General features: G+C 62.1%; 24 protein-coding genes. 4 read left to right on the top strand and 20 right to left on the bottom strand.

Annotated elements, in window-relative coordinates; translation table 11 throughout:
• Window positions 1–69 precede the first annotated feature (69 nt).
• The gene (locus AC0L2X_RS11655; protein ID WP_473556363.1) at window positions 70–429 is read right to left on the bottom strand and encodes a DUF4260 domain-containing protein; all 360 of its coding nucleotides are present in this window, start codon (window positions 427–429) and stop codon (window positions 70–72) included.
• A gap of 10 nt (window positions 430–439) precedes the next feature.
• A complete protein-coding gene (irrA, locus tag AC0L2X_RS11650; RefSeq protein ID WP_023676913.1) occupies window positions 440–871 on the bottom strand; it encodes an iron response transcriptional regulator IrrA in 432 nt (143 codons plus the stop codon).
• A 240-nt stretch (window positions 872–1,111) separates the two neighbouring features.
• On the opposite strand from irrA, the gene fabA reads away from it, so the two are divergent.
• From fabA to fabI, 3 genes are all read left to right on the top strand, one after another.
• Entirely contained in the window at window positions 1,112–1,630 is a 519-nt protein-coding gene (gene fabA, locus AC0L2X_RS11645; protein WP_254816277.1) for a 3-hydroxyacyl-[acyl-carrier-protein] dehydratase FabA, read from the top strand.
• A gap of 120 nt (window positions 1,631–1,750) precedes the next feature.
• Complete coding sequence (fabB, locus tag AC0L2X_RS11640; protein ID WP_473556366.1) at window positions 1,751–2,971, top strand: beta-ketoacyl-ACP synthase I; 1,221 nt, start codon at window positions 1,751–1,753, stop codon at window positions 2,969–2,971.
• Window positions 2,972–2,984: 13 nt separating this feature from the next.
• The gene (gene fabI / locus AC0L2X_RS11635; protein WP_352488171.1) at window positions 2,985–3,797 is read left to right on the top strand and encodes an enoyl-ACP reductase FabI; all 813 of its coding nucleotides are present in this window, start codon (window positions 2,985–2,987) and stop codon (window positions 3,795–3,797) included.
• 37 nt (window positions 3,798–3,834) lie between these two features.
• Here the strand turns inward: fabI and AC0L2X_RS11630 are convergent, their stop codons facing one another.
• The 11 genes from AC0L2X_RS11630 to rimP form a co-directional block, all read right to left on the bottom strand.
• Entirely contained in the window at window positions 3,835–4,848 is a 1,014-nt protein-coding gene (locus AC0L2X_RS11630) for a class I SAM-dependent methyltransferase (RefSeq protein ID WP_473556369.1), read from the bottom strand.
• A gap of 89 nt (window positions 4,849–4,937) precedes the next feature.
• On the bottom strand, window positions 4,938–7,085 hold the full coding sequence (pnp, locus tag AC0L2X_RS11625) for a polyribonucleotide nucleotidyltransferase (RefSeq protein ID WP_292654001.1): 2,148 nt from the start codon (window positions 7,083–7,085) through the stop codon (window positions 4,938–4,940).
• A 407-nt stretch (window positions 7,086–7,492) separates the two neighbouring features.
• On the bottom strand, window positions 7,493–7,804 hold the full coding sequence (gene rpsO, locus AC0L2X_RS11620; RefSeq protein ID WP_280940423.1) for a 30S ribosomal protein S15: 312 nt from the start codon (window positions 7,802–7,804) through the stop codon (window positions 7,493–7,495).
• A gap of 140 nt (window positions 7,805–7,944) precedes the next feature.
• Entirely contained in the window at window positions 7,945–9,039 is a 1,095-nt protein-coding gene (corA, locus tag AC0L2X_RS11615; protein ID WP_473556371.1) for a magnesium/cobalt transporter CorA, read from the bottom strand.
• 143 nt (window positions 9,040–9,182) lie between these two features.
• Window positions 9,183–10,136, bottom strand: coding sequence for a tRNA pseudouridine(55) synthase TruB (gene truB, locus AC0L2X_RS11610; protein ID WP_473556372.1), 954 nt, complete (start codon window positions 10,134–10,136; stop codon window positions 9,183–9,185).
• Window positions 10,136–10,561, bottom strand: a complete 426-nt coding sequence (gene rbfA, locus AC0L2X_RS11605; RefSeq protein WP_473556375.1) for a 30S ribosome-binding factor RbfA — start codon at window positions 10,559–10,561, stop codon at window positions 10,136–10,138. Before rbfA ends, truB begins: the two co-directional genes overlap by 1 nt.
• Window positions 10,562–10,665: 104 nt before the next feature.
• The gene (locus AC0L2X_RS11600; protein WP_473556377.1) at window positions 10,666–11,238 is read right to left on the bottom strand and encodes a hypothetical protein; all 573 of its coding nucleotides are present in this window, start codon (window positions 11,236–11,238) and stop codon (window positions 10,666–10,668) included.
• Window positions 11,239–11,254: 16 nt separating this feature from the next.
• On the bottom strand, window positions 11,255–13,822 hold the full coding sequence (infB, locus tag AC0L2X_RS11595) for a translation initiation factor IF-2 (protein ID WP_473556378.1): 2,568 nt from the start codon (window positions 13,820–13,822) through the stop codon (window positions 11,255–11,257).
• Window positions 13,819–14,469, bottom strand: coding sequence for an RNA-binding protein (locus AC0L2X_RS11590; RefSeq protein WP_352488163.1), 651 nt, complete (start codon window positions 14,467–14,469; stop codon window positions 13,819–13,821). Before AC0L2X_RS11590 ends, infB begins: the two co-directional genes overlap by 4 nt.
• 38 nt (window positions 14,470–14,507) lie before the next feature.
• Window positions 14,508–16,103 (bottom strand): transcription termination factor NusA, encoded by a 1,596-nt coding sequence (gene nusA / locus AC0L2X_RS11585; protein ID WP_352566252.1) that lies wholly within the window; start codon window positions 16,101–16,103, stop codon window positions 14,508–14,510.
• Window positions 16,104–16,149: 46 nt separating this feature from the next.
• Window positions 16,150–16,782, bottom strand: a complete 633-nt coding sequence (rimP, locus tag AC0L2X_RS11580; RefSeq protein WP_352488160.1) for a ribosome maturation factor RimP — start codon at window positions 16,780–16,782, stop codon at window positions 16,150–16,152.
• Window positions 16,783–17,065: 283 nt separating this feature from the next.
• Between rimP and AC0L2X_RS11575 the strand changes: the two genes are divergently transcribed.
• Entirely contained in the window at window positions 17,066–17,230 is a 165-nt protein-coding gene (locus AC0L2X_RS11575) for a hypothetical protein (protein WP_352488153.1), read from the top strand.
• Between the two features lie 60 nt (window positions 17,231–17,290).
• On the opposite strand, the gene trmB is transcribed toward AC0L2X_RS11575, so the two are convergent.
• The 7 genes from trmB to AC0L2X_RS11540 all read right to left on the bottom strand — a co-directional run bounded on the left by trmB (window position 17,291) and on the right by AC0L2X_RS11540 (window position 24,441).
• Entirely contained in the window at window positions 17,291–17,992 is a 702-nt protein-coding gene (gene trmB / locus AC0L2X_RS11570; RefSeq protein ID WP_473556382.1) for a tRNA (guanine(46)-N(7))-methyltransferase TrmB, read from the bottom strand.
• A gap of 11 nt (window positions 17,993–18,003) precedes the next feature.
• On the bottom strand, window positions 18,004–19,293 hold the full coding sequence (metK, locus tag AC0L2X_RS11565) for a methionine adenosyltransferase (protein WP_352566254.1): 1,290 nt from the start codon (window positions 19,291–19,293) through the stop codon (window positions 18,004–18,006).
• Window positions 19,294–19,618: 325 nt separating this feature from the next.
• Window positions 19,619–20,038: a helix-turn-helix domain-containing protein gene (locus tag AC0L2X_RS11560; RefSeq protein ID WP_352488149.1), complete on the bottom strand. Its 420-nt coding sequence runs from the start codon at window positions 20,036–20,038 to the stop codon at window positions 19,619–19,621.
• A gap of 137 nt (window positions 20,039–20,175) precedes the next feature.
• The gene (gene lnt, locus AC0L2X_RS11555) at window positions 20,176–21,762 is read right to left on the bottom strand and encodes an apolipoprotein N-acyltransferase (protein WP_473556386.1); all 1,587 of its coding nucleotides are present in this window, start codon (window positions 21,760–21,762) and stop codon (window positions 20,176–20,178) included.
• Between the two features lie 69 nt (window positions 21,763–21,831).
• Window positions 21,832–22,905, bottom strand: a complete 1,074-nt coding sequence (locus AC0L2X_RS11550; RefSeq protein WP_254816261.1) for a hemolysin family protein — start codon at window positions 22,903–22,905, stop codon at window positions 21,832–21,834.
• Between the two features lie 28 nt (window positions 22,906–22,933).
• Window positions 22,934–23,431 (bottom strand): rRNA maturation RNase YbeY, encoded by a 498-nt coding sequence (gene ybeY, locus AC0L2X_RS11545; protein WP_352664285.1) that lies wholly within the window; start codon window positions 23,429–23,431, stop codon window positions 22,934–22,936.
• Between the two features lie 17 nt (window positions 23,432–23,448).
• Window positions 23,449–24,441: a PhoH family protein gene (locus AC0L2X_RS11540; RefSeq protein ID WP_473556448.1), complete on the bottom strand. Its 993-nt coding sequence runs from the start codon at window positions 24,439–24,441 to the stop codon at window positions 23,449–23,451.
• Between the last annotated feature and the right edge of the window lie 29 nt (window positions 24,442–24,470).

The following is a 24,470-nucleotide window of genomic DNA, read 5'->3' as shown; positions in this document are numbered from 1 at the left end:
GAGGTCAGGCCAGCGCTGCAGGCACCGGATCCGGCATTTTGCTTCGCTGATCTTCGATTCGGAGATGGTTTAGCGGCCGATGCGGCCGAGATGGGTATCCTGGAAACTGCTTGACAGCTTCAAGCCATAGCCAAGAGCGCGGTCGATGGCGATGTGGGCGATCCAGATCAGCGCAACAGCTATCGCCATTGCATTGTCAAAGACGCTGCCGACAAGCGCCAGCAGAACGGGCAAGATCAGAATGTGCAAGGCGTTGTAGGCGACGGCCCCGACGCGCGGCCCGGCCATGTAACCCAGCATCGACAGGTCGGGCGCCAGAATGAGCACGGCAAACAGCCACCAGGAAACACCGGCGATTGCATAGAAGGCAACAGCCGCCACCGCGACCGCGACCCATTCGAGCCGGAGCGTCAAATCCAGGAATTTCATAAGGGGCCGGTCAGTCGCAGCGTTTCGGACGCAGTCTCACCACGATATCGACATTGGCGATCTCCATGCCCTCCGGCGGTTCCGGCAGGTTGGAAACCGTCACCGGGCCGCTGTCGATATCGAAGATCCTGTTTTCGCCCTCGATATAGAAATGATGGTGATCGGATGTGTTGGTGTCGAAATAAGTCTTCGATCCCTCGACGGCGAGGATGCGCAGAAGACCGGCCTGGGTAAACTGGTGCAGAGCATTGTAGACGGTGGCCAGAGACACCGGCACGCCGGCGGCAAGCGCCTCCTCGTGCAGTTCCTCGGCCGAAAGATGGCGGTCGCCCTTGGCGAAAAGCAGATCGGCCAGCGCGATGCGCTGGCGTGTCGGCCTCAGACCGGCCTCGCGAACCCGCTTGTCCACAGCGACATTATCCTTCCGGCAACCCAGATCCATCTACCCGTCGCGCTCACAGTTCCGCCTCAGACACGCCCAAAATGGCAGAAATAGAGCATCTGCCGAAACTGAACGTGTCGTGACATATATTCTGTCGACCGAATGCGATCAATAGCGCGCATTGACCCGGGCAGACGGGCAGGTTAAGCGCAAACGCCGGTTTCCGGCCTGAAACAGATTGTGTTAGGAAACCACCGACAAGGGCGCCTATCGCCCGGGACGATCACGGGGACGAGATTGATGGCGGGTTCGAAATCCAGCTACGGTTACGAGGAATTGCTTGCCTGCGCCCGCGGCGAGCTGTTCGGACCGGGAAATGCGCAGCTGCCCTATCCGCCGATGCTGATGTTCGACCGCATCACCGAGATCAGCGAAACTGGCGGTGCGTTCGACAAGGGTTTCATCCGCGCGGAATTCGATATCAAGCCGGATTTGTGGTTTTTCGCCTGCCATTTCATCGGCAATCCGATCATGCCGGGATGCCTGGGCCTGGACGCCATGTGGCAGTTGACGGGGTTCTATCTCGGATGGCTCGGTGAACCCGGCAAGGGGATGGCGCTGTCGACCGGCGAGGTGAGGTTCAAAGGCATGGTCACGCCCTCGGTCAAGAAGGTGGAGTATGGCGTCGACTTCAAGCGAGTGATGCGCGGTCGGCTTGTGCTTGGCATCGCCGATGGCTGGCTGAAGGCAGATGGCGAGCCCATATACGCGGCAACGGATCTGAAGGTCGGTCTGTCCAAGCAACCGGCCGCCGTCTGAACGAAGACCCTACAGTGCCACGTCTTGGACGTCCAAAGGACGCTGTAGCACTTTAATTTGCGCATGGTTCCGTTCCGGAAATTGATTTCAGGTTCGGGTCCGCGCTGGAAGGAGTTGCGAATGAGACGGGTCGTAGTCACAGGTCTCGGCATCGTGTCGTCGATCGGCAACAATGCCAACGAGGTGCAGACCTCGCTTCACGATGCCAGATCCGGCATCAGCTTCTCCGACTCTTTCGCCGAGCATGGCTTCCGTTGCCGGGTGTGGGGTGCGCCGACGCTGGATCCATCGAGCATGATCGACCGTCGCGCCATGCGCTTCCTGTCGCAGGGTGCTGCCTGGAACCACGTCGCAATGGACCAGGCGATCGCAGACGCCGGCCTCGACGAGACCGACATCACCAACGAGCGCACCGGCATCGTGATGGGCTCCGGCGGACCGTCGACCCGAGCAATCGTCGAAGCGGCCGAGACCACGATCAAAAACGGCAGTCCCAAGCGGATCGGCCCCTTCGCGGTGCCAAAGGCGATGTCGTCGACCGCCTCGGCGACGCTTGCCACCTGGTTCAAGATCCACGGCGTCAATTATTCGATCTCATCGGCCTGCTCGACGTCTGCGCATTGCATCGGCAATGGCTACGAGTTGATCCAGTGGGGCAAGCAGGACATCGTCTTCGCCGGCGGCCATGAGGATCTCGACTGGACGATGTCGGATCTCTTCGATGCCATGGGCGCCATGTCGTCCAAGTTCAACGACAGGGCATCGGTCGCCTCCCGCGCCTACGACGTCGATCGCGACGGTTTCGTTATTGCCGGCGGCGCCGGCGTGCTGATTCTTGAAGAACTCGAGCATGCCAAGGCACGGGGCGCCAAGATCTATGCCGAGATCGTCGGCTATGGCGCGACCTCGGACGGCTACGACATGGTGGCGCCGTCGGGCGAAGGCGCGGCGCGCTGCATGAAGCAGGCGCTCGCAACGGTGTCCTCGCCGGTCGACTACATCAATACGCACGGCACCTCGACGCCGGTCGGCGACTCCAAGGAAATGGGCGCCGTCCGCGAGGTGTTCGGCGAGAAGATGCCTTTCATCACGTCGACCAAATCGCTGACCGGCCATTCGCTGGGTGCGGCCGGCGTGCAGGAATCGATCTACTCGATCCTGATGATGCAAGGCGGCTTCATCGGCGAGAGCGCCCACATTGACAACCTCGATCCGGAATTCGAGGGCATGCCGATCGTGCGCAAGCGCATCGACGATGCAAGGATCGACACCGTTTTGTCCAATTCGTTCGGTTTCGGTGGCACCAACGCTACGCTGATTTTCCAGCGCTATTCCGCATAAGGATTTGCCGACCATGGACGGATTGATGAAGGGCAAGCGCGGGCTTGTCATGGGTGTTGCCAACGATCATTCGATCGCCTGGGGTATCGCCCGCAAACTGTCCGAACATGGCGCAGACCTCGCCTTCACCTATCAGGGCGAGGCCTTCGGGCGTCGGGTCAAGCCGCTCGCCGAGAAATTGGGCGCATCCCTGGTGGTGCCTTGCGACGTCGAGGACAGCGTGTCGGTCGCCGCGACTTTCGAGACTTTGGGGAAGGCGTGGGGCGGGCTGGATTTCGTCGTCCATGCCATCGGCTTTTCCGACAAGAACGAGCTGAAAGGCCTCTACGCCGACACCAGCCGCGACAACTTTATCCGCACCATGGTGATCTCCTGCTACTCCTTCACCGAGGTCGCTCGCCACGCCGCCACATTGATGAAGGATAGCGGTTCGATGATCACGCTGACCTATGCCGGTTCGGTCCGTGTCATGCCGAACTACAACGTCATGGGTGTCGCCAAGGCCGGGCTGGAGGCCAGCGTCCGCTATCTAGCCAACGACTACGGCCCGCGCGGCATCCGGGTGAACGGCATATCGGCGGGACCGGTACGGACGCTTGCGGGCGCCGGGATTTCCGATGCACGCCACATGTTCTCCTACCAGCAGCGCAACTCGCCGCTACGTCGCACGGTAACGATCGACGAAGTCGGCGGCTCCGCGCTCTATTTGCTGTCCGACCTGTCCTCCGGCGTCACCGGCGAAATCCACTATGTCGATTCCGGCTATCACATCGTGTCCATGCCGACGCTTGACGAGTTGAAGCAGACCGACGGCGGGCGGGAATAGCGCGAGCGACGTGTAGCCGGCTGGCCCCGCAGCATTTTCAGCGTCGCGCCGAGAAGACCTTGAACATGCCGTCGCGGGCGAGCTCCGCATGGCTGGAGAAGGCGGCCGCCAGCACCGGTTCGTAGGGAAGCTGACGGTTTGCCACCATGAACAGCCGGCCGCCCGGCTTCAGCGCCTTGCCTGCCGCGCGAATCATGCCGGCACCGATTTCCGGCTCAGTCGCCCGGCTGCGGTGAAAGGGCGGGTTCATGACGACCACATCGTAGCGGCGCTCGACCGGCTCGCTCAAAAGATCTATCCAGAAGAAACGTGGCTCCACGCCTGTGTTATCGACATTGGCCTTGGCCGCCTCCAGCGCCTCGAAATCCGCTTCGTAAAGGTCAAGCGCCGATATGCCGGGTGAGCGGGCGGCGACCTCGGCGGCGACATAGCCCCAGCCGGCACAGAAATCCGCAACGCTGCCACGCAGATCGTTGGGCAGATTTTCGACCAGCAGCTTCGATCCCGCATCGACCTTGTCGAAGGAAAACATGCCTGGGGCCGTGCGGAAGCGGTCCTCGACCACAAAGTCCGCATTGGCGGCGCGAAGCGTTGCCGCGGCAATGGTATCGGCCGGCCTGCGAAACCAGAAAGCAATGCCGTGATGCTTCGGCAGGTGGCCTTCGATCGGCACAAGGGCGTCGATATGCTTGCGCAGGCTGGCGACGCCATCGTCCTTGCCGCCGGCGACGACGATCAACCCGCCTGGTGCCACGCGTTCGACCGCTTCGGCGACGCGCAACTCGTTTTGGCCGCGATGGCGGCCGGCGAGCACAAATGCCGCGTCGAAAGTCTCGCCTTCGACCTGCGGCGTGACCGTGAAGCCGGATGCCTGCAAGGCGCGAAAATGCGGCCGGAAGCCTTGGACGAGATGAAGCCTGGCATCAAACCCTTCAGGCAGGCGAAAGCCGGGCTCGGCACCGAGAAAGAGAATGCGTTCATCCTTTCCTGGCAGGGAAACAGCCCCGGCCTCGAATGGATGGAAAAGCGTCTTCAGCGGCTCGGCGGACATTCACCACTCTTGAACTGCAAGGCCGTTGTTGAGTCGCAAACGGGCGCGACCTTCCGGCGCGCCCGCTTCGATTGCATAGCTAGATCAGCTTAGGCGGCGTTTTCTTCGCCTTCGCTCTTCTTGTCCCGCACGATTTCCTTGCCGGTGGCCTGGTCAACGACCTTCATCGACAGGCGAACCTTGCCGCGCTCGTCGAAGCCCATCAGCTTGACCCAGACCTTGTCGCCTTCCTTGACCACATCGGAGGTCTTGGCGACGCGGTCATTGGCGAGCTGCGAGATGTGGACGAGGCCGTCACGCGGACCGAAGAAATTGACGAAAGCGCCGAAGTCGGCGGTCTTGACGACCGTGCCTTCGTAGATTTCACCGACTTCCGGCTCGGCAACGATGGTGTGTATCCATTTCTTCGCCGCCTCGATCTCCTTGGCATTGGCCGAAGCGATCTTGACCGTGCCGTCGTCCTCGATGTTGATCTTGGCGCCGGTCTTTTCGACGATCTCGCGGATGACCTTGCCACCCGAGCCGATCACGTCGCGGATCTTGTCGGTCGGGATGTGCATGACCTCAATGCGCGGCGCGAACTCGCCGAGCTCGGCACGTGCGCCGGACAGCGCATGGGCCATTTCGCCGAGAATGTGCTGACGGCCATCCTTGGCCTGGTCGAGCGCGATCTTCATGATCTCCTCGGTGATGCCCTCGATCTTGATGTCCATCTGCAGCGAGGTGATGCCGTAGGCGGTGCCGGCAACCTTGAAGTCCATGTCGCCGAGGTGGTCCTCGTCGCCAAGGATGTCGGAGAGCACGGCGAAGCGCTCGCCTTCCTTGATCAGGCCCATCGCAATGCCGGCGACCGGCTTGGCAAGCGGCACGCCGGCGTCCATCAGAGCCAGCGAGGTGCCGCAGACGGTAGCCATCGACGACGAGCCGTTGGACTCGGTGATCTCCGAAACGACGCGCAACGTATAGGGGAACTGGTCGGCGGTCGGCAGCATCGGCCGGATAGCGCGCCAGGCGAGCTTGCCATGGCCGATTTCGCGGCGGCCCGGCGAACCCATGCGGCCGGTTTCACCGACCGAATAGGGAGGGAAGTTGTAGTGCAGGAGGAACTTCTCCTTGTACATGCCGGTCAGCGAATCGACATACTGCTCGTCCTCGCCGGTGCCGAGCGTGGCGACGACCAGCGCCTGGGTCTCGCCGCGGGTGAACAGCGCCGAACCGTGCGTGCGCGGCAGGACGCCGACTTCCGAGACGATCTTGCGGACCGTCTTCAGGTCGCGGCCGTCGATGCGCGAACCGGTGTCGAGGATGTTCCAGCGCACGACCTTGGCCTGGAGTTCCTTGAACACGGTGCCGATCTGTTCGGACGTGTATTTGGCCTCTTCGCCTTCTGCCGGCGCGAACGCGGCCTTGACCTTTGCCTTGACAGCGTCGACGGCGGCATAGCGCTTTTGCTTGTCGGTGATCTTGTAGGCGTCGCGAAGCTCGCCTTCGACGATCTTCAGCATCTCGGCTTCAAGTGCGGAATAGTCCGGCGCGGTGAAGTCGCGCGGGTCCTTGGCGGCGACTTCGGCCAGCTTGATGATCGCGTCGATCACCGGCTGGAAGCCCCTGTGGCCGAACATGACGGCGCCGAGCATCAGGTCCTCGCCGAGTTCCTTGGCTTCGGACTCGACCATCAGCACGGCGTCGGCGGTGCCGGCGACGACCAGGTCGAGCTTCGATTCCTGCATCTCGTCGACATGCGGGTTGAGCACGTATTCGCCGTTGATGTAGCCGACGCGGGCGCCGCCAACCGGGCCCATGAACGGCACGCCGGACAAGGTCAAGGCGGCGGATGTGGCGACGATCGACAGAATGTCCGGGTCATTTTCGAGATCGTGCTGGACGACGGTGACGACGATCTGGGTGTCGTTCTTGTAGCCCTCGGCGAAGAGCGGGCGGATCGGGCGGTCGATCAGGCGGGAAACCAGCGTTTCCTTCTCGCTCGGACGGCCTTCACGCTTGAAATAGCCACCCGGGATCTTGCCGGCGGCGTAAGTCTTTTCCTGGTAGTTGACCGTCAGCGGAAAGAAGTCGAGGCCGGGCTTCGGCTCTTTCATCGAGACGACGGTGGCGAGAACCTTGGTTTCGCCATAGGTGGCCAGCACGGCGCCATCAGCCTGACGTGCGATCTTGCCGGTTTCGAGAATGAGCGGACGGCCGCCCCATTCGATTTCCACTTTGTGGTAATTGAACATGTCTTGTCCTTCGTATGCGGAAAGGGCCGCGCCGTTTCAGCGTGCGCGGATGCCCCTTTCCCTTGGCTTCCTTTCTCGGGCAGCCACGGGCAAGACAACGGGAGGCTCGGCTTATTCGGCGCGGTGCCGCACGAGCGTCCTGCAATCCTGCCCCATGACCGTCCATGGGCGGTTTCGAGCGGCCCTCTGCTGTTTCGAAACCGGGTTGGCCAATCGATCCGACTGGCCTTGCGCGTGAACCCGAAAACCAGGTTTTCGGAATATATCCTGCGCAAATCTAAACTTCCGAGCGTCCTTTGCGCATCCAACCGATGCGCGGCGCTCTACTTCCTTCATTGGAGCCTTGGATGATCCTATGCTCCAATGCGCGACCGGCGGGCTCTCGAAAGAACCCGCCGGTCAATTCGTCAACGGCGCAGACCGAGCTTCTCGATCAGCGTCTGATAGCGCGCGTCGTCCTTGCGCTTGAGATAATCAAGCAGGCTGCGGCGCTGGGAAACGAGAGCGAGCAGACCACGGCGGGAATGGTTATCCTTCTTGTGGTCCTTGAAATGGTCGGTCAGGTTCTTGATGCGCTCGGAAAGGATAGCCACCTGGACTTCCGGAGACCCGGTATCGCCCTTGGCGGTTGCAAATTCGCCCATCAATTCCTTCTTGCGTTCGGCAGTAATCGACATCGTGTTTTTCCTTGTCTGTTTGAGGAAACGGGACGCCCTCAGCCGGGATGTCGTCCAGCAGGGGCCGGTGCAAGCAACGCGTCAAAGCGCGAAGCTGCGGCGCATATAGTGCAATTCCGACAAAAAGGCCAGCCCAATTCACAAGCCGGCTTTTTGCTGCATAAACGGGCACTTCCGCCTAGTCAGAGCCATTTCTTCCATTTGAAGTACGCAAAGAGCCCGACCGCAACAACCGCCATGAAGGCGAGCGACAGGGGATAGCCGTAATAGGCCTTCAGCTCCGGCATGTTCCAGGGCGAGGTGTCGGGGTCAAAATTCATGCCCCATACGCCGACAAGAAAGGTAAGCGGCAGGAAGATCACCGAGACGATCGTCAGATAGCTGATAACGTCGTTGGTGCGCGCTTGGCTGAGCGACAAGTGCATCTCGATCAGGCCGGTCAGCATGTCGCGCTGCGTTTCAACCAGTTCGATCAATCGCAGCGAATGATCCAGCGTGTCGTTGAGGAATAATTTGGTTTCGGCCTTCACATAGGGGACGTCGTTGCGGATCATGGTCGCCAGCGCGTCGCGCATCGGCCAAAGCACGCCCTTCAGCACATTGGCATCGCGCCGCAATTCGTGAAGCTGCCGCATCTGGTGCTTGTGCGCCTGGTTCAGCATCTGGTCCTCGATGCTGTCGACCAATTCGCCGGCAGCCTCGATCGGCGGGAAATAGCTGTCGACGATGGCGTCGATCAAAGCATAGGCGAGATAGTCGGCGCCGCGCGAGCGCAAGCGGTTGGGCACCGAGCTTGCGATCCGCTTGCGCACGGGATCGAACGGGTCGCCTTCGCGCTCCTGGAAGGTGACGACGAAGTTCTTGCCGAAGAAGACGGTGATCTGTTCGTAGCGATGCGCGGTGACATCGTCGATCATCCTGACGACGACAAAGGCATGGTCCTCGAAGAAATCCACCTTCGGCCGCTGGCCGGTGTTGACGACATCTTCCAGCGCCAGCGGATGCAGGTTGAAAATCCGGCCGATCTCCTCGATCAGCTGGATGTTGGCGAGGCCTGTGCAGTCGAGCCAGATGACCGGCCAATTGTGGCAATGGGTGTTGACGTCGTCGATGCTGGCATTGTCGATCGTCTTGAACTTCTCGGGCGAGATCAACGTCAGCCTGAGCTCGGAACGGCGTGCCGCCGGGTCGGCGATCAGCGTGCCGGGCGAAGCCCCGACCGGCGGCCGCCGTGTATTGAGCACCGCCCGCTTCTTGACCGTCTCAGCCTTTGCCATATGCCCCTCGAGTGCAGCGTCGGATGGCCCTACAGCGCCACGCATCCCTTCGGACGGCAAACGACGCCGTAGCCCTGTTGATTTAGCGCATGATCCTTTCCCAAAATAGAATCCGGTTGGAGACATGCACCGAGAGACAGCTGTTACCCGATAAAGACCCGCTTTGGCTTGAACATGCCTTGCTCGATGGCGCCGATGGCGACCAGCTTGCCATGTGCGGTGGCGCAGGCCTCGTGAGCTTCTACCGGCGCGTCACGGCCGCGAATGATGACCGGATTGCCGAGGCGGATTTTGGTTGCCGCATCGTCGCTGATCGCGACCTGCGGCAGGCATTCAAGCGCAGCGGCGGTATCGACCAGAAGCGCATCGATGGCACCGAAGTCGATCGGAGCGTCTGCTGCTTGCGGCTCGCCCTGTTCGCCGAAGCGGGCGGCTTCCAACTCGGCCAGGGTGACGAAATCTTCCTGCGTAAACGGCTCGACCTCGACCCGCCGCAGCTCGGCGATGTGGCCGAAACAGCCGAGGTCGCGGCCCATGTCGCGCGCCAGCGAGCGGACATAGGTGCCCTTGCCGCATTCGACCTCGAAGATGGTGCGATCGGCCTTATGCTCGACCAGGTCGAGCCGGCCGATCTCGACCTCGCGTGCTGGAATGTCGACCGTCTCGCCATCGCGGGCAAGGTCATAGGCGCGCTCGCCGGCGATCTTGATCGCCGAGAATTGCGGCGGTGTCTGCATGATGACGCCGGTATATTTCGAAAGCAGCGCCAGCACGTCGGCTTCCGCCGGACGGCGGTCCGAGCTTTTGGTCGCCGGGCCTTCGAGGTCGTCGGTCGAACGCTCCTCGCCCCAGGCAACCGTGAAGCGGTAGACCTTGGCGCCGTCCTGGACGTAAGGCACCGTCTTGGTCGCTTCACCAAGTGCGATCGGCAGCATGCCGGACGCCAGCGGGTCGAGCGTGCCGGCATGACCGGCCTTCTCCGCCTGGAACAGCCACTTGATCTTGGAGACGGCTTCGGTCGAGCCCATGCCGACCGGCTTGTCCAGTATCAGCCAGCCCGAGATCGGCCGGCCCTTCTTCTTGCCGCGGCGCGCCACTATTCGCTGTCCTTCCGGTCGTCTTTGTATTTGTCGGCGGCGCTGAGATCGCGCGCCACTTCGGGCGAGTGCAGCAATTCGTTGATCTTCTGGAAATTGTCGTAGCTGGTGTCGAGCCGGAAGCGGAATTCCGGCATGTACTTCATCTGCCGCAGCGCGCCGGAGACGCGGCCGCGGACGAACTTCGCATGCTTGTTGAGCGCTTCGACCACCGCACCGGCATCCTTGGCGCCAAGCGGCGAGACGAAGGCGGTGGCGATCTTCAGATCGGGCGACATGCGCACTTCGGAGACCGAGACCACGGCATTCTCGATCAGCGGATCGAGGATCTCGCCGCGCTGCAAGGTCTCGGACAGCGCATGGCGCACCTGCTCGCCGACGCGCAGCATGCGCTGGGATGGGCCAGCCGATGGTGGTCTTGGCATGAAAATTCTTCCTTCGCGCGGGTTCGAACCGCCTCAAACCGCTGACTTAACGCCGTTGGGCAGGTTTGGCTACCCTGGGCAACTGACCTTAATAGGCCTTCGTTCTATGACCGAGCCTGAGTTGCCCAGATTTCTATTTTCTCGAGCGCATCGGCGGGAACGACATCCCTTGGGATAAAAACGAAGCGGGTACCCTTATCTACGAGGAAAAACAGGTAATCGTTGCTCAATTGCACCCGTTCTATCTTTCGATTCTTTGTCTGGCTCTCGTCAAAAAACTGAATAATATACCCATCGAAGATTTTTACAGATTCGGTGGTATCGCCAATTTTCTTATTATTTACCTTTCTTTTTAAAAAACCAAAAAAACTACGAGCTACTATAAGATATATGGTCCCCATCGCAATTGGAGCGAGAACGTAAATTGTCTCACTGGAGACCACACTCTTCGAGAGGTACTCCAGCAGAGCGACGGCCAACGCAGATGTCCAGATAATCAAAAGAACTGCGGCTATCAAAATCAGCCAAGCAAGACCTGTGAGAATCCAACGCCTGGATCGACCATACCGCAGGTCGGAAAACGAACGCGCAGCACGTTTAAGCTGCGTATCATTTGTTTGGAAGGTATATTCCCATAGAGGGAACATACCTTCCAGATTTGAAGCGTCCTGGCCCATATCGGTGCCAATCGCTTTATAGCGTCCTGGTCACCATCTCGACGCGGAAGCACTCGATGACGTCACCGACGCGCATGTCCTCGTAGTTCTGGAAGGCCATGCCGCATTCCTGGCCGCCCGGAACTTCCGAAACCTCGTCCTTGAAGCGCTTCAGGGTCTTCAGCGTGCCTTCGTGGATGACGACGTTGTCGCGGATCAGGCGGACGCCCGCACCACGTTCGACCTTGCCTTCGGTGACACGGCAGCCGGCGATCTTGCCGACCTTGGTGATGTCGAAGATCTCGAGGATCTCGGCATTGCCGATGAAGGTCTCACGACGCTCCGGCGAGAGCAGGCCGGAGAGCGCCGCTTTCACATCATCGACCAGATTGTAGATGATCGAATAGTAGCGGATCTCGATGCCTGCCGCAGCCGCGGCCGCGCGGGCCTGCGCATTGGCGCGAACGTTGAAGCCGATGATCGCAGCCCCGGAGGTTTCCGCCAGCGACACGTCGCTTTCGGTGATCCCGCCAGCCCCCGCATGGACGATGCGGGCGCGCACCTCGTCGGTGCCGAGATTGTCGAGCGCCGCGTTGATCGCCTCGATCGAGCCCTGCACGTCGCCCTTGATGACCAGCGGGAATTCCTTCAATCCGCTGGTCTGCAACTGCGACATCATCTGTTCAAGCGAGCCGCGCTGGCCGGCATGTCTGGCCACCGCCTTCTCACGCGCCAGGCGCTGGCGATATTCGGTGATCTCGCGGGCGCGGGCTTCGTTGTTGACAACGGCGAAGCGGTCGCCCGCCAGCGGCGTACCTTGCAGACCGAGGACTTCCACCGGCATTGCCGGCGGCGCTTCCTTGACCTGCTCGCCGCGATCGTTGACGAGCGCGCGTACCCGGCCCCATTCGTTGCCGGCGACGAGAATGTCGCCCGGCATCAACGTGCCGGTCTGCACCAGCACGGTAGCGACTGGGCCGCGGCCCTTGTCGAGCTGGGCTTCGATGACAACGCCTTCGGCGGTGCGGTCCGGATTGGCCTTCAGGTCGAGGATTTCGGCCTGCAGCAGGATCGCTTCGAGCAACTTGTCGAGATTGATGCCCTTGGTCGCCGACACCTCGACGTCCAGCACCTCGCCGCCCATCGATTCGACGAACACCTCGTGGCGCAGCAGTTCCGAGCGCACCTTCTGCGGGTCGGCGTCATGCTTGTCGATCTTGTTGATCGCCACGATGATCGGAACGCCGGCCGCCTTGGCGTGATTGATCGATTCGATCGTCTGCGGCATGACGCTGTCGTCGGCCGCCACCACGAGGATGGCGATATCGGTCGCCTGGGCGCCGCGGGCACGCATCGCGGTGAAGGCGGCGTGGCCGGGCGTGTCGATGAAGGTGATCTTGTGACCGTTCTTCTCGACCTGATAAGCGCCGATATGCTGGGTAATGCCGCCGGCTTCGCCGGACACGACGTTGGCATTGCGGATGGCATCGAGCAACGAGGTCTTGCCGTGATCGACATGGCCCATGATCGTTACCACCGGCGGACGCGGCTGCAGGTCCTCGGGACGGTCGGCGATGTTGAACAAGCCCTCTTCGATGTCGGACTCGGCGACGCGGCGGACCGTGTGGCCAAATTCGGTGGCGACCAGTTCGGCCGTGTCGGCGTCGATCACGTCGCCAGGCTTCAGGATCTGGCCCTGCTTCATGAAGAACTTGACCACGTCGACAGCGCGCTCGGACATGCGCTGCGCCAGCTCCTGGATGGTGATGGTTTCGGGCAGGATCACTTCACGCATGACTTTCTCGCGTGGGTCGTTATGCAACGCGCGCTTGAATTTCTCCTGACGGCGGCGCATCGACGAGAGCGAGCGGGCGCGCGCATCCTCGTCGGAAAGAGCCGAATTCAGCGTCAGCTTGCCGCGGCGGCGGTCTTCCTCGCCCTTGGTCGGCTTGGCAGGACGCGCCACTTCGGGCGTGACCAGACGGCGCACTGGTGCACCGGCACCGGTCCGCTTCGGCTTGACCTCTTCCTCGTCATCCACTGTCGCCAGTTCGGCGGCGAGCGGCGCACGGCGGCGCGCCTCTTCCTCGGCACGGCGGCGGGATTCGGCCTCGGCTTGCAGCCGTGCCTCTTCCTCGGCCTGACGGCGAGCCGATTCCTCGCGCTCGCGGCGGCGGCGCTCTTCATCCTCGCTGCGGCGCTTGGCTTCCTCGATGGCGCGCTGGCGATCCTCGACGTCGCGGACCTTCGAGCCCTCGAGAGCCCGGCGGCGTGCTTCCATTTCCTGGCGCGACAACTCGTTCAGCACCATGCCGCCGCGTTCGACCGGCGGCGGAGGCGGCGGCGCCCTGGGAGCTTCCTGCACGGCAGGCGCTGCCGCGACCGGCTTCGGCGTGAAGATGGACACAGGCGCTGCCGCCGGCTCCGGCTTGTCGCCGGGCAGCGAGAACTTGCGCTTCTTGGTCTCGACGACCACCGACTTGGTGCGGCCGTGCGAGAAGTTCTGGCGCACCGTGCCCTGCTCCATGCCGGGGCGCTTCAGCGTCAAGGTCTTCTTCGGCGTAACACTCAGCGTCTTGTCGTCGCCCGATTTCGTATCGCTCATTCCATATCCTCTGCGGCATCATCTTCGTCAGCAACGGCCGCAAGCATTGCCAGATCGTCCGGGGAACCGCCCCGATATCGGTCGAGCGCAACCATGCGCTTCTGGACCGCCCTGCCCGCGTCTCCCGCGAGAACGGCAGCATGTATCACATTTGTACCCCCCAATGCCAAGCTCAACTCGGCCTCGGAGAAAAGTTTGTAAGCGCGGATCGCAGGCCCGCCGAGGTGGACGGTTGCCCGTCGCGCCTGGCTTATCTTGCGGACGCCATCGTCGGAAGCCTCGGTCGCGTGGAGCACGAAAAGTGCAAGTCCGCCGCGCACGGCGCTCTCGACCTTGGTCGCTCCGAGCGCTATGGCGCCCGCCTTGCGGGCCAGGCCAAGCATGCCCAGAGCGGACCTGGAAAGCAGCGCGTCGACCATACCACCAAGATCGGCCGGCACGGTCACCTGCGCCTTAAAAGCACGGGCAAACAGGTTTTTGGCCGCTGCCTTTTCTATATGTAGGCGGTCGGCCGTCACCCAGCAACCGCGGCCGGGCAGGTTTCTCTTGATGTCCGGAACGACGGCCGAATCCGGGCCGACGACGAAACGGATCAGCTCATCCGGTTCGGCTTGCCTGCGGGTGACGATGCAGGTGCGATCGTTCATCTCGTCCAAGGGCGGGTTCGGTGCGATGCGGTTTCACCTCACGCACCGACGGTTTCGTCAGCCGGCGCGCCCTCGGCGGCAAGCTCGTCTTCGGTGATCCAGCCAGCCTTCAGGCGAGCGGCCAAGACCATTTGCTCGGCATCGGCGCGCGACACGCCGTGATTGGCGAGCACACCCGGGAATACCTTCGTCTCGCCGTCCTTGCGTTCCTTCCAACCGGTCAGGTCGTCGGCGGCGTAGCCGGCGAAATCCTCGATCGTCTTCACGCCGTCCTCGCCAAGCGTCACCATCATGGCGGTGGTGATGCCGGGAATCTCGCGCAATTCGTCCTTGACGCCGAGCGCCTTGCGCTTCTCGTCATGCTCGGCTTCGATCTTTTCCAGATATTCGCGGGCGCGGGTCTGGATTTCCGAAGCCGTGTCCTCGTCGAAGCCGTCGATCGACGCGATTTCACCGGAATCGACATACGCGACCTCCTCGACGCTGGTGAAGCCTTCGGAAGCGAGCACCTGGCCGACCATCTCGTCGACGTCGAGGGCTTCCATGAACAGCGACGACCGTTCGACGAATTCCTTCTGGCGGCGTTCGCTCTCTTCCTGCTCGGTCAGGATGTCGATATCCCAGCCGGTGAGCTGCGAGGCAAGACGGACGTTCTGGCCGCGGCGGCCAATCGCCAGCGACAGCTGATCGTCGGGAACGACGACCTCGATGCGCTCGGCATCCTCGTCGAGCACGACCTTGGCGACTTCCGCCGGCTGCAACGCATTGACGATGAAGGACGCGGCCGAAGGCGACCACGGAATGATGTCGATCTTCTCGCCCTGCAATTCACCGACGACCGCCTGGACGCGGCTGCCGCGCATACCGACGCAGGCACCGACCGGATCGATGGAGCTGTCGCGCGAGATGACAGCGATCTTGGCGCGCGAACCCGGATCGCGGGCGACCGACTTGATCTCGATGATGCCGTCGTAGATTTCCGGCACTTCCATGGTGAACAGCTTCGCCATGAACTGCGGATGGGTGCGCGACAGGAATATCTGTGGGCCGCGCTGTTCGCGGCGCACGTCATAGACATAGGCGCGGACGCGATCGCCATATTTGTAGTTTTCGCGCGGAATCAGTTCGTCGCGGCGGATGATCGCTTCGCCGCGGCCGAGATCGACGATGACGTTGCCGTATTCGACGCGCTTGACGGTGCCGTTGACGATCTCGCCGATACGGTCCTTGTATTCGTCATATTGCCGGTCCCGCTCGGCCTCGCGCACCTTCTGCACGATGACCTGCTTGGCCGATTGGGCGGCGATGCGACCGAAATCCATCGGCGGCAGCTGTTCGGCGATGAAATCGCCGAGCTGGGCGTCCGGATTGCGCTCGCGCGCCGAGGAAATGGCAATCTGCGTCGCGTAATCGTCGACCTTTTCGACCACTTCCATCAGCCGCTGCAGCTTCATCTCGCCGGTGTTGGCGTTGATGTCGGCGCGGATATTGGTTTCCTGGCCGTAGCGCGAGCGCGCGGCCTTCTGGATCGCATCGGCCATGGCGGCGATGACGATCGACTTGTCGATCGACTTTTCACGCGCGACCGCATCGGCGATCTGCAGCAGTTCAAGCCTGTTGGCGCTTACAACCATCTTCTTTCTCCCGAGCTTGTTGCCGACCTTACGGCCGGCAGCCCAATCACATTTCCTGTTCGGTTTCGTCTTCCGCACCCTCTGGTGCGTCTTCGGGTTCGCCGCGGCGTTTCCTGGCTTCCTTGCGCGCCCGATTGTCCTTCGAAAGCGCATCGCGGATAAGATCGTCGGTCAGGACCAGCCGCGCTTCGGCAATCGCATCGTAGGGAACGCGCACCGTCGGCTCCTCGCCGTAAGCGGCCTTGTCACGCTCGATCAGCACACCGTCCGCGTCGCTTTCGGCAATCTTGCCCTTGAAGCGCTTGCGGTCGGCGACGAGAACCGACGTTTCCATCTTCACCAGATGGCCGGTCCAGGCTGCAAAGTCCGATTTGCGGACCAGCGGCCGGTCGATGCCCGGCGACGATACTTCGAGATGATAAGCCTTCTCAATCGGATCATCGACATCGAGAGCCGGCGACACCGCCCGGCTGACCTCTTCACAATCCTCGACCGTCATGGTGCCGTCCTCGCGCTCGGCCATGATCTGCAGCGTCAGCCCGTTCTGGCCCGACAGGTGCACACGTACCAAGCGGAAGCCAATGGCGCGCAGTACCGGCTGAACGATCAGCGCGATGCGCGCATCGATGCCGCTTTCGCGGATGATGCGGTCGTCGCCTTCGCTTGACGTCATTGTCATTCGGTCTCTGTCGCTCGATTCCTGTTTGGTCGGCAGGTAATAAAAAAGAGCGGGACCGGGTGGACCCACTCTTCGTCATACCGACCAAGAATTTGAAGCTGATATAGACGATCATGGTCCTCGTTTCAAGCCCGTCCTGCATGACGGCAAGGCTCCGAGTCCGCAGCGCTGCGCCAAATGCATGGCGCCCATGCAGTGATCCCCCTTTGAGCACCGGCCACGCACGACTATCTATGTTGCATTGCACAATTGGAGCGCTCGCTGCGCTCGAAAGGGTACCATCATGAACGATCGTCGATTTTTTTCAGCCATAGGCAATGTCTTTAGCGTGTTCGGCAGCGCCGTAGCAGCGTCGCGGGCTGTGGAAAGCGGTCGCAAGCCGCGTGCGCATGATTTGCGCAATCTCGGCATGGAGCCGGCAGCCTTCGACAAGATCCGTCGCTTCTGAGCCAGGTGAGCGCCGAGGGCCTTCGGCCCGCTCGCCTTGTGCCCAGCTCGGATTTCCCGCTTATTTCCGCACGAAGGTGAGATAGGCGGGCCGTCGGCCTTCGCGAATGGCTTTGGCCTCATAGCGCGTCCCTGGCCAGCCATCATAGGGCCGATGCCAGTCGGCTGCTTCGCTTGCCTGCCACGTGAAGGCGCCGTGCGCCCGGCAATGCAGGAGCGTCCAGTTCACATAGCTGTCGATGTCGGACGCAAAGTGGAACTTTCCGCCGTGCTTCAGGACGCGCGCGAAGCGGTCGAGATTGACCGGGCTGACGAAGCGCCGCTTCCAGTGCTTCTTCTTCGGCCACGGATCCGGATAGAGAAGATCAATGCCGTCAAGGGAAGCCTGCGGCAGCCAGTCCAGCAGGCGTGTGGCGTCGTCGTCATAGACGCGCAGATTGGCAAGCGGCCGCTCCCGGACCGCCATCATCATCTTGGCCATGCCGTTGACGAAAGGCTCGACGCCGATAAAGCCGGTCGCCTGGCTGGCCGTGGCACGGTGCAGAAGATGTTCGCCGCCGCCAAAACCGATTTCGAGGTGGACAGCCGAAACTTCGGCTTCGAAAAGGCTGCGCAGATCGGCCGGCGGTTCAACCGTCAGATCAAGCCTGTAAACGGCGAAGCCGCTCTCCAGCGCCGCCGCCTGCTGTGGTCGAATGGTCTTGCCGCGCCGGCGACCGAAAAATGCCTCGGTCGCACGGCTTGGCCGGTCCTTCGGGTCCATAGGCGCCGCGGTTAGGCGGCGACTGCTTCGGCGACTGGTTCGGCGATAGCGTCCTTGAGCGCCTTGGCGAGATCGGTCTTCTCCCAGGAGAAGGATCCGTCACGGCCGGCCTTGCGGCCAAAATGGCCGTAGGACGACGTCTTGGCATAGATCGGCTTGTTGAGATCGAGGTGGCGGCGGATGCCGGACGGCGACAGGTCCATCACGGTGCGCAGCGCACGCTCGAGCTTTGCCTCATCGACCTTGCCGGTGCCGTGGAGGTCGACGTAGATCGACAGCGGCTGGGCAACGCCGATTGCATAGGAAAGCTGGATCGTGCAGCGATCGGCGAGCTTTGCGGCAACCACGTTCTTGGCGAGATAACGCGCCGCATAGGCGGCCGAGCGATCGACCTTGGTGGTGTCCTTGCCGGAGAAGGCGCCGCCGCCATGAGGCGCAGCCCCACCATAGGTGTCGACGATGATCTTGCGGCCGGTCAGGCCGGCGTCGCCGTCGGGCCCGCCGATGACGAACTTGCCGGTCGGGTTGATGTACCAGTTGCAATTGTCGGCGATCTTCAGGTCGCCCAGTGCTTCGCGAATATAGGGCTCGACGACGTTGCGCACCTTCTTCGAATCCCACGTCTCATCGAGATGCTGGGTCGACAGCACGATCTGCGTCACTTCCGCCGCTTTGCCGTCGACATAACGGACGGTGACCTGACTCTTGGCATCCGGTCCGAGCCTGCCGGCATCACCGCTGCCTTCATGGCGCGCAGCCGCCAGCAATTCGAGGATCTTGTGGCTGTAATAGATCGGCGCCGGCATCAGGTCCGGGGTTTCGCGGCAGGCATAGCCAAACATGATGCCCTGGTCGCCGGCTCCCTCCTCGCCTTGCCGGTCGGAGGCGTTATCGACGCCTTGACCGATATCCGGCGACTGGCCGTGCAGCAGGACCTCGATCTTGGCTGTCTTCCAGTGGAAGCCGGCCTGCTCGTAGCCGATTTCGCGGATCGCCTTGCGGGCGACCGACTTGAACTTGGCCGGGTTGACAATCGGATGGCCGGCAGCATCCTTCAGGACGTTGCCCTCCTTGTCCTTCTTGAGCAGCGTCTCGGGGACACGCACCTCGCCGGCGATGACAACGCGATTGGTCGTCGCAAGCGTCTCGCAGGCAACGCGGACCTTCCACGGGTCCATGCCGGTCTTTCTGGCTTCGCGATAGACGAGATCGACAATCTCGTCGGAGATGCGGTCGCAGACCTTGTCGGGATGGCCCTCGGCAACGGATTCCGAGGTGAAGAAGTAATTGTGCCGCGTCACGGGTGTCCCCTCTTGAAAAAATATCGGCAGGCCGCCGATTTTGGCGCGCCAGTTGTTAACGGTGCCGGGCGCCGCTCGTCAAGCCATGCAGCCGTTCTGGTGTGAATTTTGACGTTATTATCTTTGCATCCCGAGACGGCGGCAGGGCGCACTGCGATCAGCCCTTGCACCAACAGACTGAGGAAAACGGCTTCGAGGAAGCGTGTCGAGCGAAATCGATCCGCGCTTTAGCGTATCTGCGGAATACACATCCCTCGATACGTGCAGCGGCGAGAAATTGCATGCCCAGCTACTTCACGGGCCAGTCAATCTCTTCACGGGCCGGTCAATCGACCTCGTCGGCGGAGAGCGACTTCACCAGCTCGATGATCTTGCGGCGCACTTTCACGTCGGCGATCTTGACGAAGGCGCGGTTCAGCTGGAGCCCTTCCGGGCTGCCGCAGAATTCGACGGCAGAGGTCATCGACGCATCCTCGGCAAATCCACGGGTGCCCGCGGGCTCCTGACCGGGCGCATCCTCGAAGAAGAAGGCGACGGGCACGCCGAGTATGGAGGCGATTGCCTGCAGACGGCTGGCGCCGACGCGATTGGTGCCCTTTTCGTACTTTTGGATCTGCTGGAACGTTATGCCGAGGTTTTCGCCCAGTTTTTCCTGGCTCATTCCCAGCATATTGCGGCGAAGCCGGATGCGGCTTCCGACGTGGATGTCGATCGGATTCGGCTTTTTCTTGTTTTCTTCTGTCATTTTTTCCTCGCCGAATTTATCCGGCTTTTTCTATTTTGCTGCCCAAACGACGCCGCGGCCCGTGCCCCAACAGAACGACCTTATCGACTTCGAAAATTTTCAGGCGCTTACAGTATGAGTTTCTAATGTGTCGGCTGTCAATTCGCCCGTAGCCTTTGCCTTACGTTCAAAATGCATGCCGCAACGGCAAGCAAAAACATGATCAGCATTCCGTTAATGCGTCGTTGGCTGGAGGAAACGATGGCTTGGTTGGAGATCGGCACACGCACATCGATGGCGCCGCGTGCATCGATTGCCAGCGCGTCGACGATGCGACCGCGCGGGTCGACAACGGCCGAAATGCCGTTATTAGCCGCGCGCAACAGGGGTACCCCATTCTCCACCGCCCGGATCTGCGCCTGCCTGAAGTGCTGGTACGGCCCCGGCGTGTCGCCGAACCAGGCGTCATTGGTGACGTTCACAATAAGCTCGGCTGCCGTTGCGTCAACCGCGACGAGATCGGGAAAGATGACCTCATAGCAAATAAACGGCAGCGCCCGGATACCGCCGGGCAGCGCGATCGGGTGCCGGTCATTGCCCGCCGCGAAGGTCATCGGACCGGCAACAAGCTGCTCAAGCCCGAAGCGGCCGAGCAGATCGGCGAAAGGCAGGTATTCGCCGAAGGGTACCAGGTGAACCTTGTCGACGGCATCGACGATTTCGCCCCTTTCGTCGATCGCCACCACAGAGTTGTAGTAACGGCTGCCGGCCGCCGAGCCGCCTTCCTCGCGAACGACGCCAGCGACCAGCATCTGGCCATCGCCAAGCATCTCTCCGATCGCAGGCAGGGCATCCGGACGTTCGGTGAACAGAAACGGCACGGACGTCTCCGGCCACAGGATCAATTGCGGCCTGTCATGGCCGGGTTCCGGCGCCTTGGCCGAAAGCCCCATCATGGTGGCGAAGATGCGGTCACGCACCGAGGCATCCCATTTTTCCGTGAGGTCGACGGCAGGCTGCACGATACGGACGTCGAGGCTGCGGGCAGCCGGCTTTTCGGGGGCGGCGAGCCGGATATAGCCGAAGCCGGCATGGGCGGCGACGAGAACGACAAGCAATGCCGCGCCGAGGCGAAGATGCCGGCGCGCCGCGAGCAGGGCCGGCAGCGCGAAGACGAAGACCGCAAGCGCGTTCATGCCGACCATGCCGGTCACCGAGACGCTCTGCATCAGCAAAGGCACCGGCATCGCCGCATAGCCGACGGCATTCCACGGAAAGCCGGTGAACAGAAAGCCGCGCAGCCATTCCGCCAGCGCAAAGCCGAAGGCCAGCGCGGCGATGCGGCCAATGTCGTTGCTCCACAACAGCCGGGCAACCACGGCAGCGAAACCGTAAAAGAAGGCCAGCGCGAGGGGGATGCCGACCACCGCGAACGGCAAAGCCCAGGCAAAGCTGTCGGCCTCGACCAGAAGCGCCGAGCCGACCCACCAGAGACCGGCAAGAAAGTAGCCGAAACCGAACCACCAGCCGGTGGCGAAAGCCGGCCGCAAGCGCCGCAGAAAACCGTCCGAGGCTTCGCTGGTCGCGCCATCGAGGAGCCACACCAGCAGCGGGAACGAAACGAAGCAGACGGCGAAGAAATCGTAAGGCGCCTGGGCAAGAACCGCCAGCGCCCCGGCAAGAAACGCCACCAGCGCGCGCCGCCAGCCCCAAAGCAGAATTATCCGGCCGGCCTGGCGCTCCATCAATGCTTCCGAGTCGTGCGAATCAGGAAGCAAGATTTATCAGGCCGCGGGCTTGGCTCCAAACAAACCCTAAGCCTGCTCGGTGCGGACGGCGCGGCGGCGCCGCTCGCCCTTCAGGGTCTCGACGATGCGCACGCGCTTGACGCGGCGCGGATCGGCGTCGAGCACATGGAACTCGAAGCCGGGTATGGCCTGCACCACTTCGCCGCGCGCCGGCACCCGGCCAAGCGTGTTGAAGATCATGCCGCCGATCGTGTCGACATATTCGCCATGCTCGCCGGCAGCGAAATCCTCGCCGATCATCTTGGCGACGTCGTCGATCTCGGCCTTGCCGTCGACGATGAAGACGCCTTCGCCGGCCTGGGTAATCATCGGCTCGTCCTCGTCGTGCTCGTCCTCGATGTCGCCGACCACCATCTCGACGATGTCCTCGAGCGAGACGAGACCATCGGTGCCGCCATATTCGTCGATAACCAGCGCCATCTGGGTGCGCGTCGTCTGCATCCGCCCCATCAGGTCGGAGGCGAGCATCGACGGCGGCACGAACAGCACCGGTCGGATCAGGTTGAGATCGCCGATGGTGCGCGCCAGATCGACCTGGGCGAGATCGAGAACCGTCGCGACCGGGGTTTTCCTGGTCGTCCTGCCCTTTCTGACGCGGGCGACCTTGGTGATGTGCGCCAGCACGTCGCGGATATGAACCATGCCGCGCGGGTCGTCGAGCGTCTCCGAATACACCGGCATGCGGGAGTGTCCGGACTGTTCGAACAGCCCCAGAAGGTCGCCGAGCTTCGTCGTGATCTCGACCGCCTCGATGTCGGCGCGCGGCACCATGACGTCCTCGACGCGCACTTCGCGCAGGCGCAGGATGTTGTTGAGCATGGCGCGTTCGCCGGGCGAGAAGGATTCTGCATCGCTCGCCGTTTCGGCGAGCGCACCGGCAATCTCCTCGCGCAGGCTGGTGCCGTTGCGGTGCCTGAAAAGCCCGAGCACGCGATCGAACAGGGAAGGACCGGCAGGCGATGCCTCGCTGGCGAAGCTGCCGGTCGTGGTACTCGGACTCGAGCCCTCTTCCGTCGTTTCGGAAGGCTTGATCGCACTGCCGGCGTCGGAGCGGGCGGCAGTCTCTGGTTTGTCGTTCATCATCGTCCGGTCAATTGGTCTTTTGTAATTACGTGTAGGGATCGGGAATGGCAAGCCTCGCAAGTGCTGCGCGCTCTGTCGCTTCCATCAGTTCAGCTTCGGCATCCGTTTCGTGATCATAGCCGAGCAAATGCAGCAGGCCATGGATGACGAGATGGGAGATATGGTCCTCGACTGGCTTGTCTTCCAGTGCCGCCTCGCGCGCGACAGTCTCGGCGGCCAGGACGATGTCGCCGAGCATCGGCGGCAGAGGCCCGCCCCTGGCAAACGGAAAAGCCGGGAAAGACAGGACGTTGGTCGGCTTGTCCTTGCCGCGCCAGCCGGCATTGAGCGTACGGATATGGGCATCGTCGGAAAAGACTATGCTGAGCTCGGAACGGCCGTCCGCACCGGTTTCGGCAAAGGCGGCCGAGACGGCACGGTCGACAAGCTGCATCAGCGCCGCCTCGTCGGGCCAGTCGCCCGCCTCGATCGCGATATCGATTTCGACGGGAAGCAGTCCCCCCGCCTTTTGCTCCTCAGCCATGCGGCCGCATAATCATATCAGCTTTCGACACCCAAGCCCCTGGCCAGCTTGCCGTCACGGTCGTAGGCCTTGACGATCTCGGCGACCAGCGGATGCCTGACGACGTCGCCTTCATTGAAGCGTACGGTCACCATGCCGGTGACGCCGTCGAGGATTCTCAACGCCTCGACCAGGCCGGACTTGGTGTTCGGCGGCAGATCGATCTGGGTCGGATCACCGGTGACGATCATGCGCGAGTTCTCGCCGAGCCGGGTCAGGAACATCTTCATCTGCATCGGTGTGGTGTTCTGCGCCTCGTCGAGGATGACGGCGGCGTGCGCCAGTGTACGGCCGCGCATGAATGCCAGCGGCGCGATCTCGATGACCTCGGCGGCAATCGCCCGCTCGACCTTGTCGGCCGGCATCATGTCGTAGAGCGCATCATAGAGCGGCCGCAGATAGGGATCGACCTTCTCCTTCATGTCGCCCGGCAGAAAGCCAAGCCGTTCACCGGCCTCGACCGCGGGGCGCGACAGCACGATGCGTTCGACCATGCCGCGTTCGAGCAGCATTGCCGCATGCGCCACCGCCAGATAGGTCTTTCCGGTGCCGGCCGGGCCGATGCCGAAGACGAGTTCCGACCGCTCCAGCGCGCGCATATAGGCGTCCTGGTTGAGCGAGCGGGCATAGATGGTCTTCTTGCGCGTCGATATCTGTGCGGCGGACACCTTGCCCTTGCGCTCCAGCGTCGGCAGCGTCAGCTGGTCGTCGGAGGCGATCGCCATGCGTACCGCGCCGTCGACATCGGACTGGCCGATATCGGTGCCTTTCTGCAGGATGCCGTAAAGATTGTCCAAGGCACGGCGCGCCTGCTCAGCGGCCGAAGAGGAGCCCTTGATGGTCAATTGATTGCCGCGCGAGCGGATGTCGACGCCGAGCTTCTGCTCGAGCCTGGCCAGATTCTCGTCGAACTGGCCGTAGAGGGCGCTGGCAAGCTTGTTATTGTCGAAAGTCAGTACGATGTGCGCCATATCCGAGGCCCCGGAGGGTAGATTCTGGG

This window comes from Mesorhizobium sp. WSM4828 (assembly GCF_055811175.1).
This window is presented reverse-complemented; position numbering and strand designations above follow the sequence as displayed.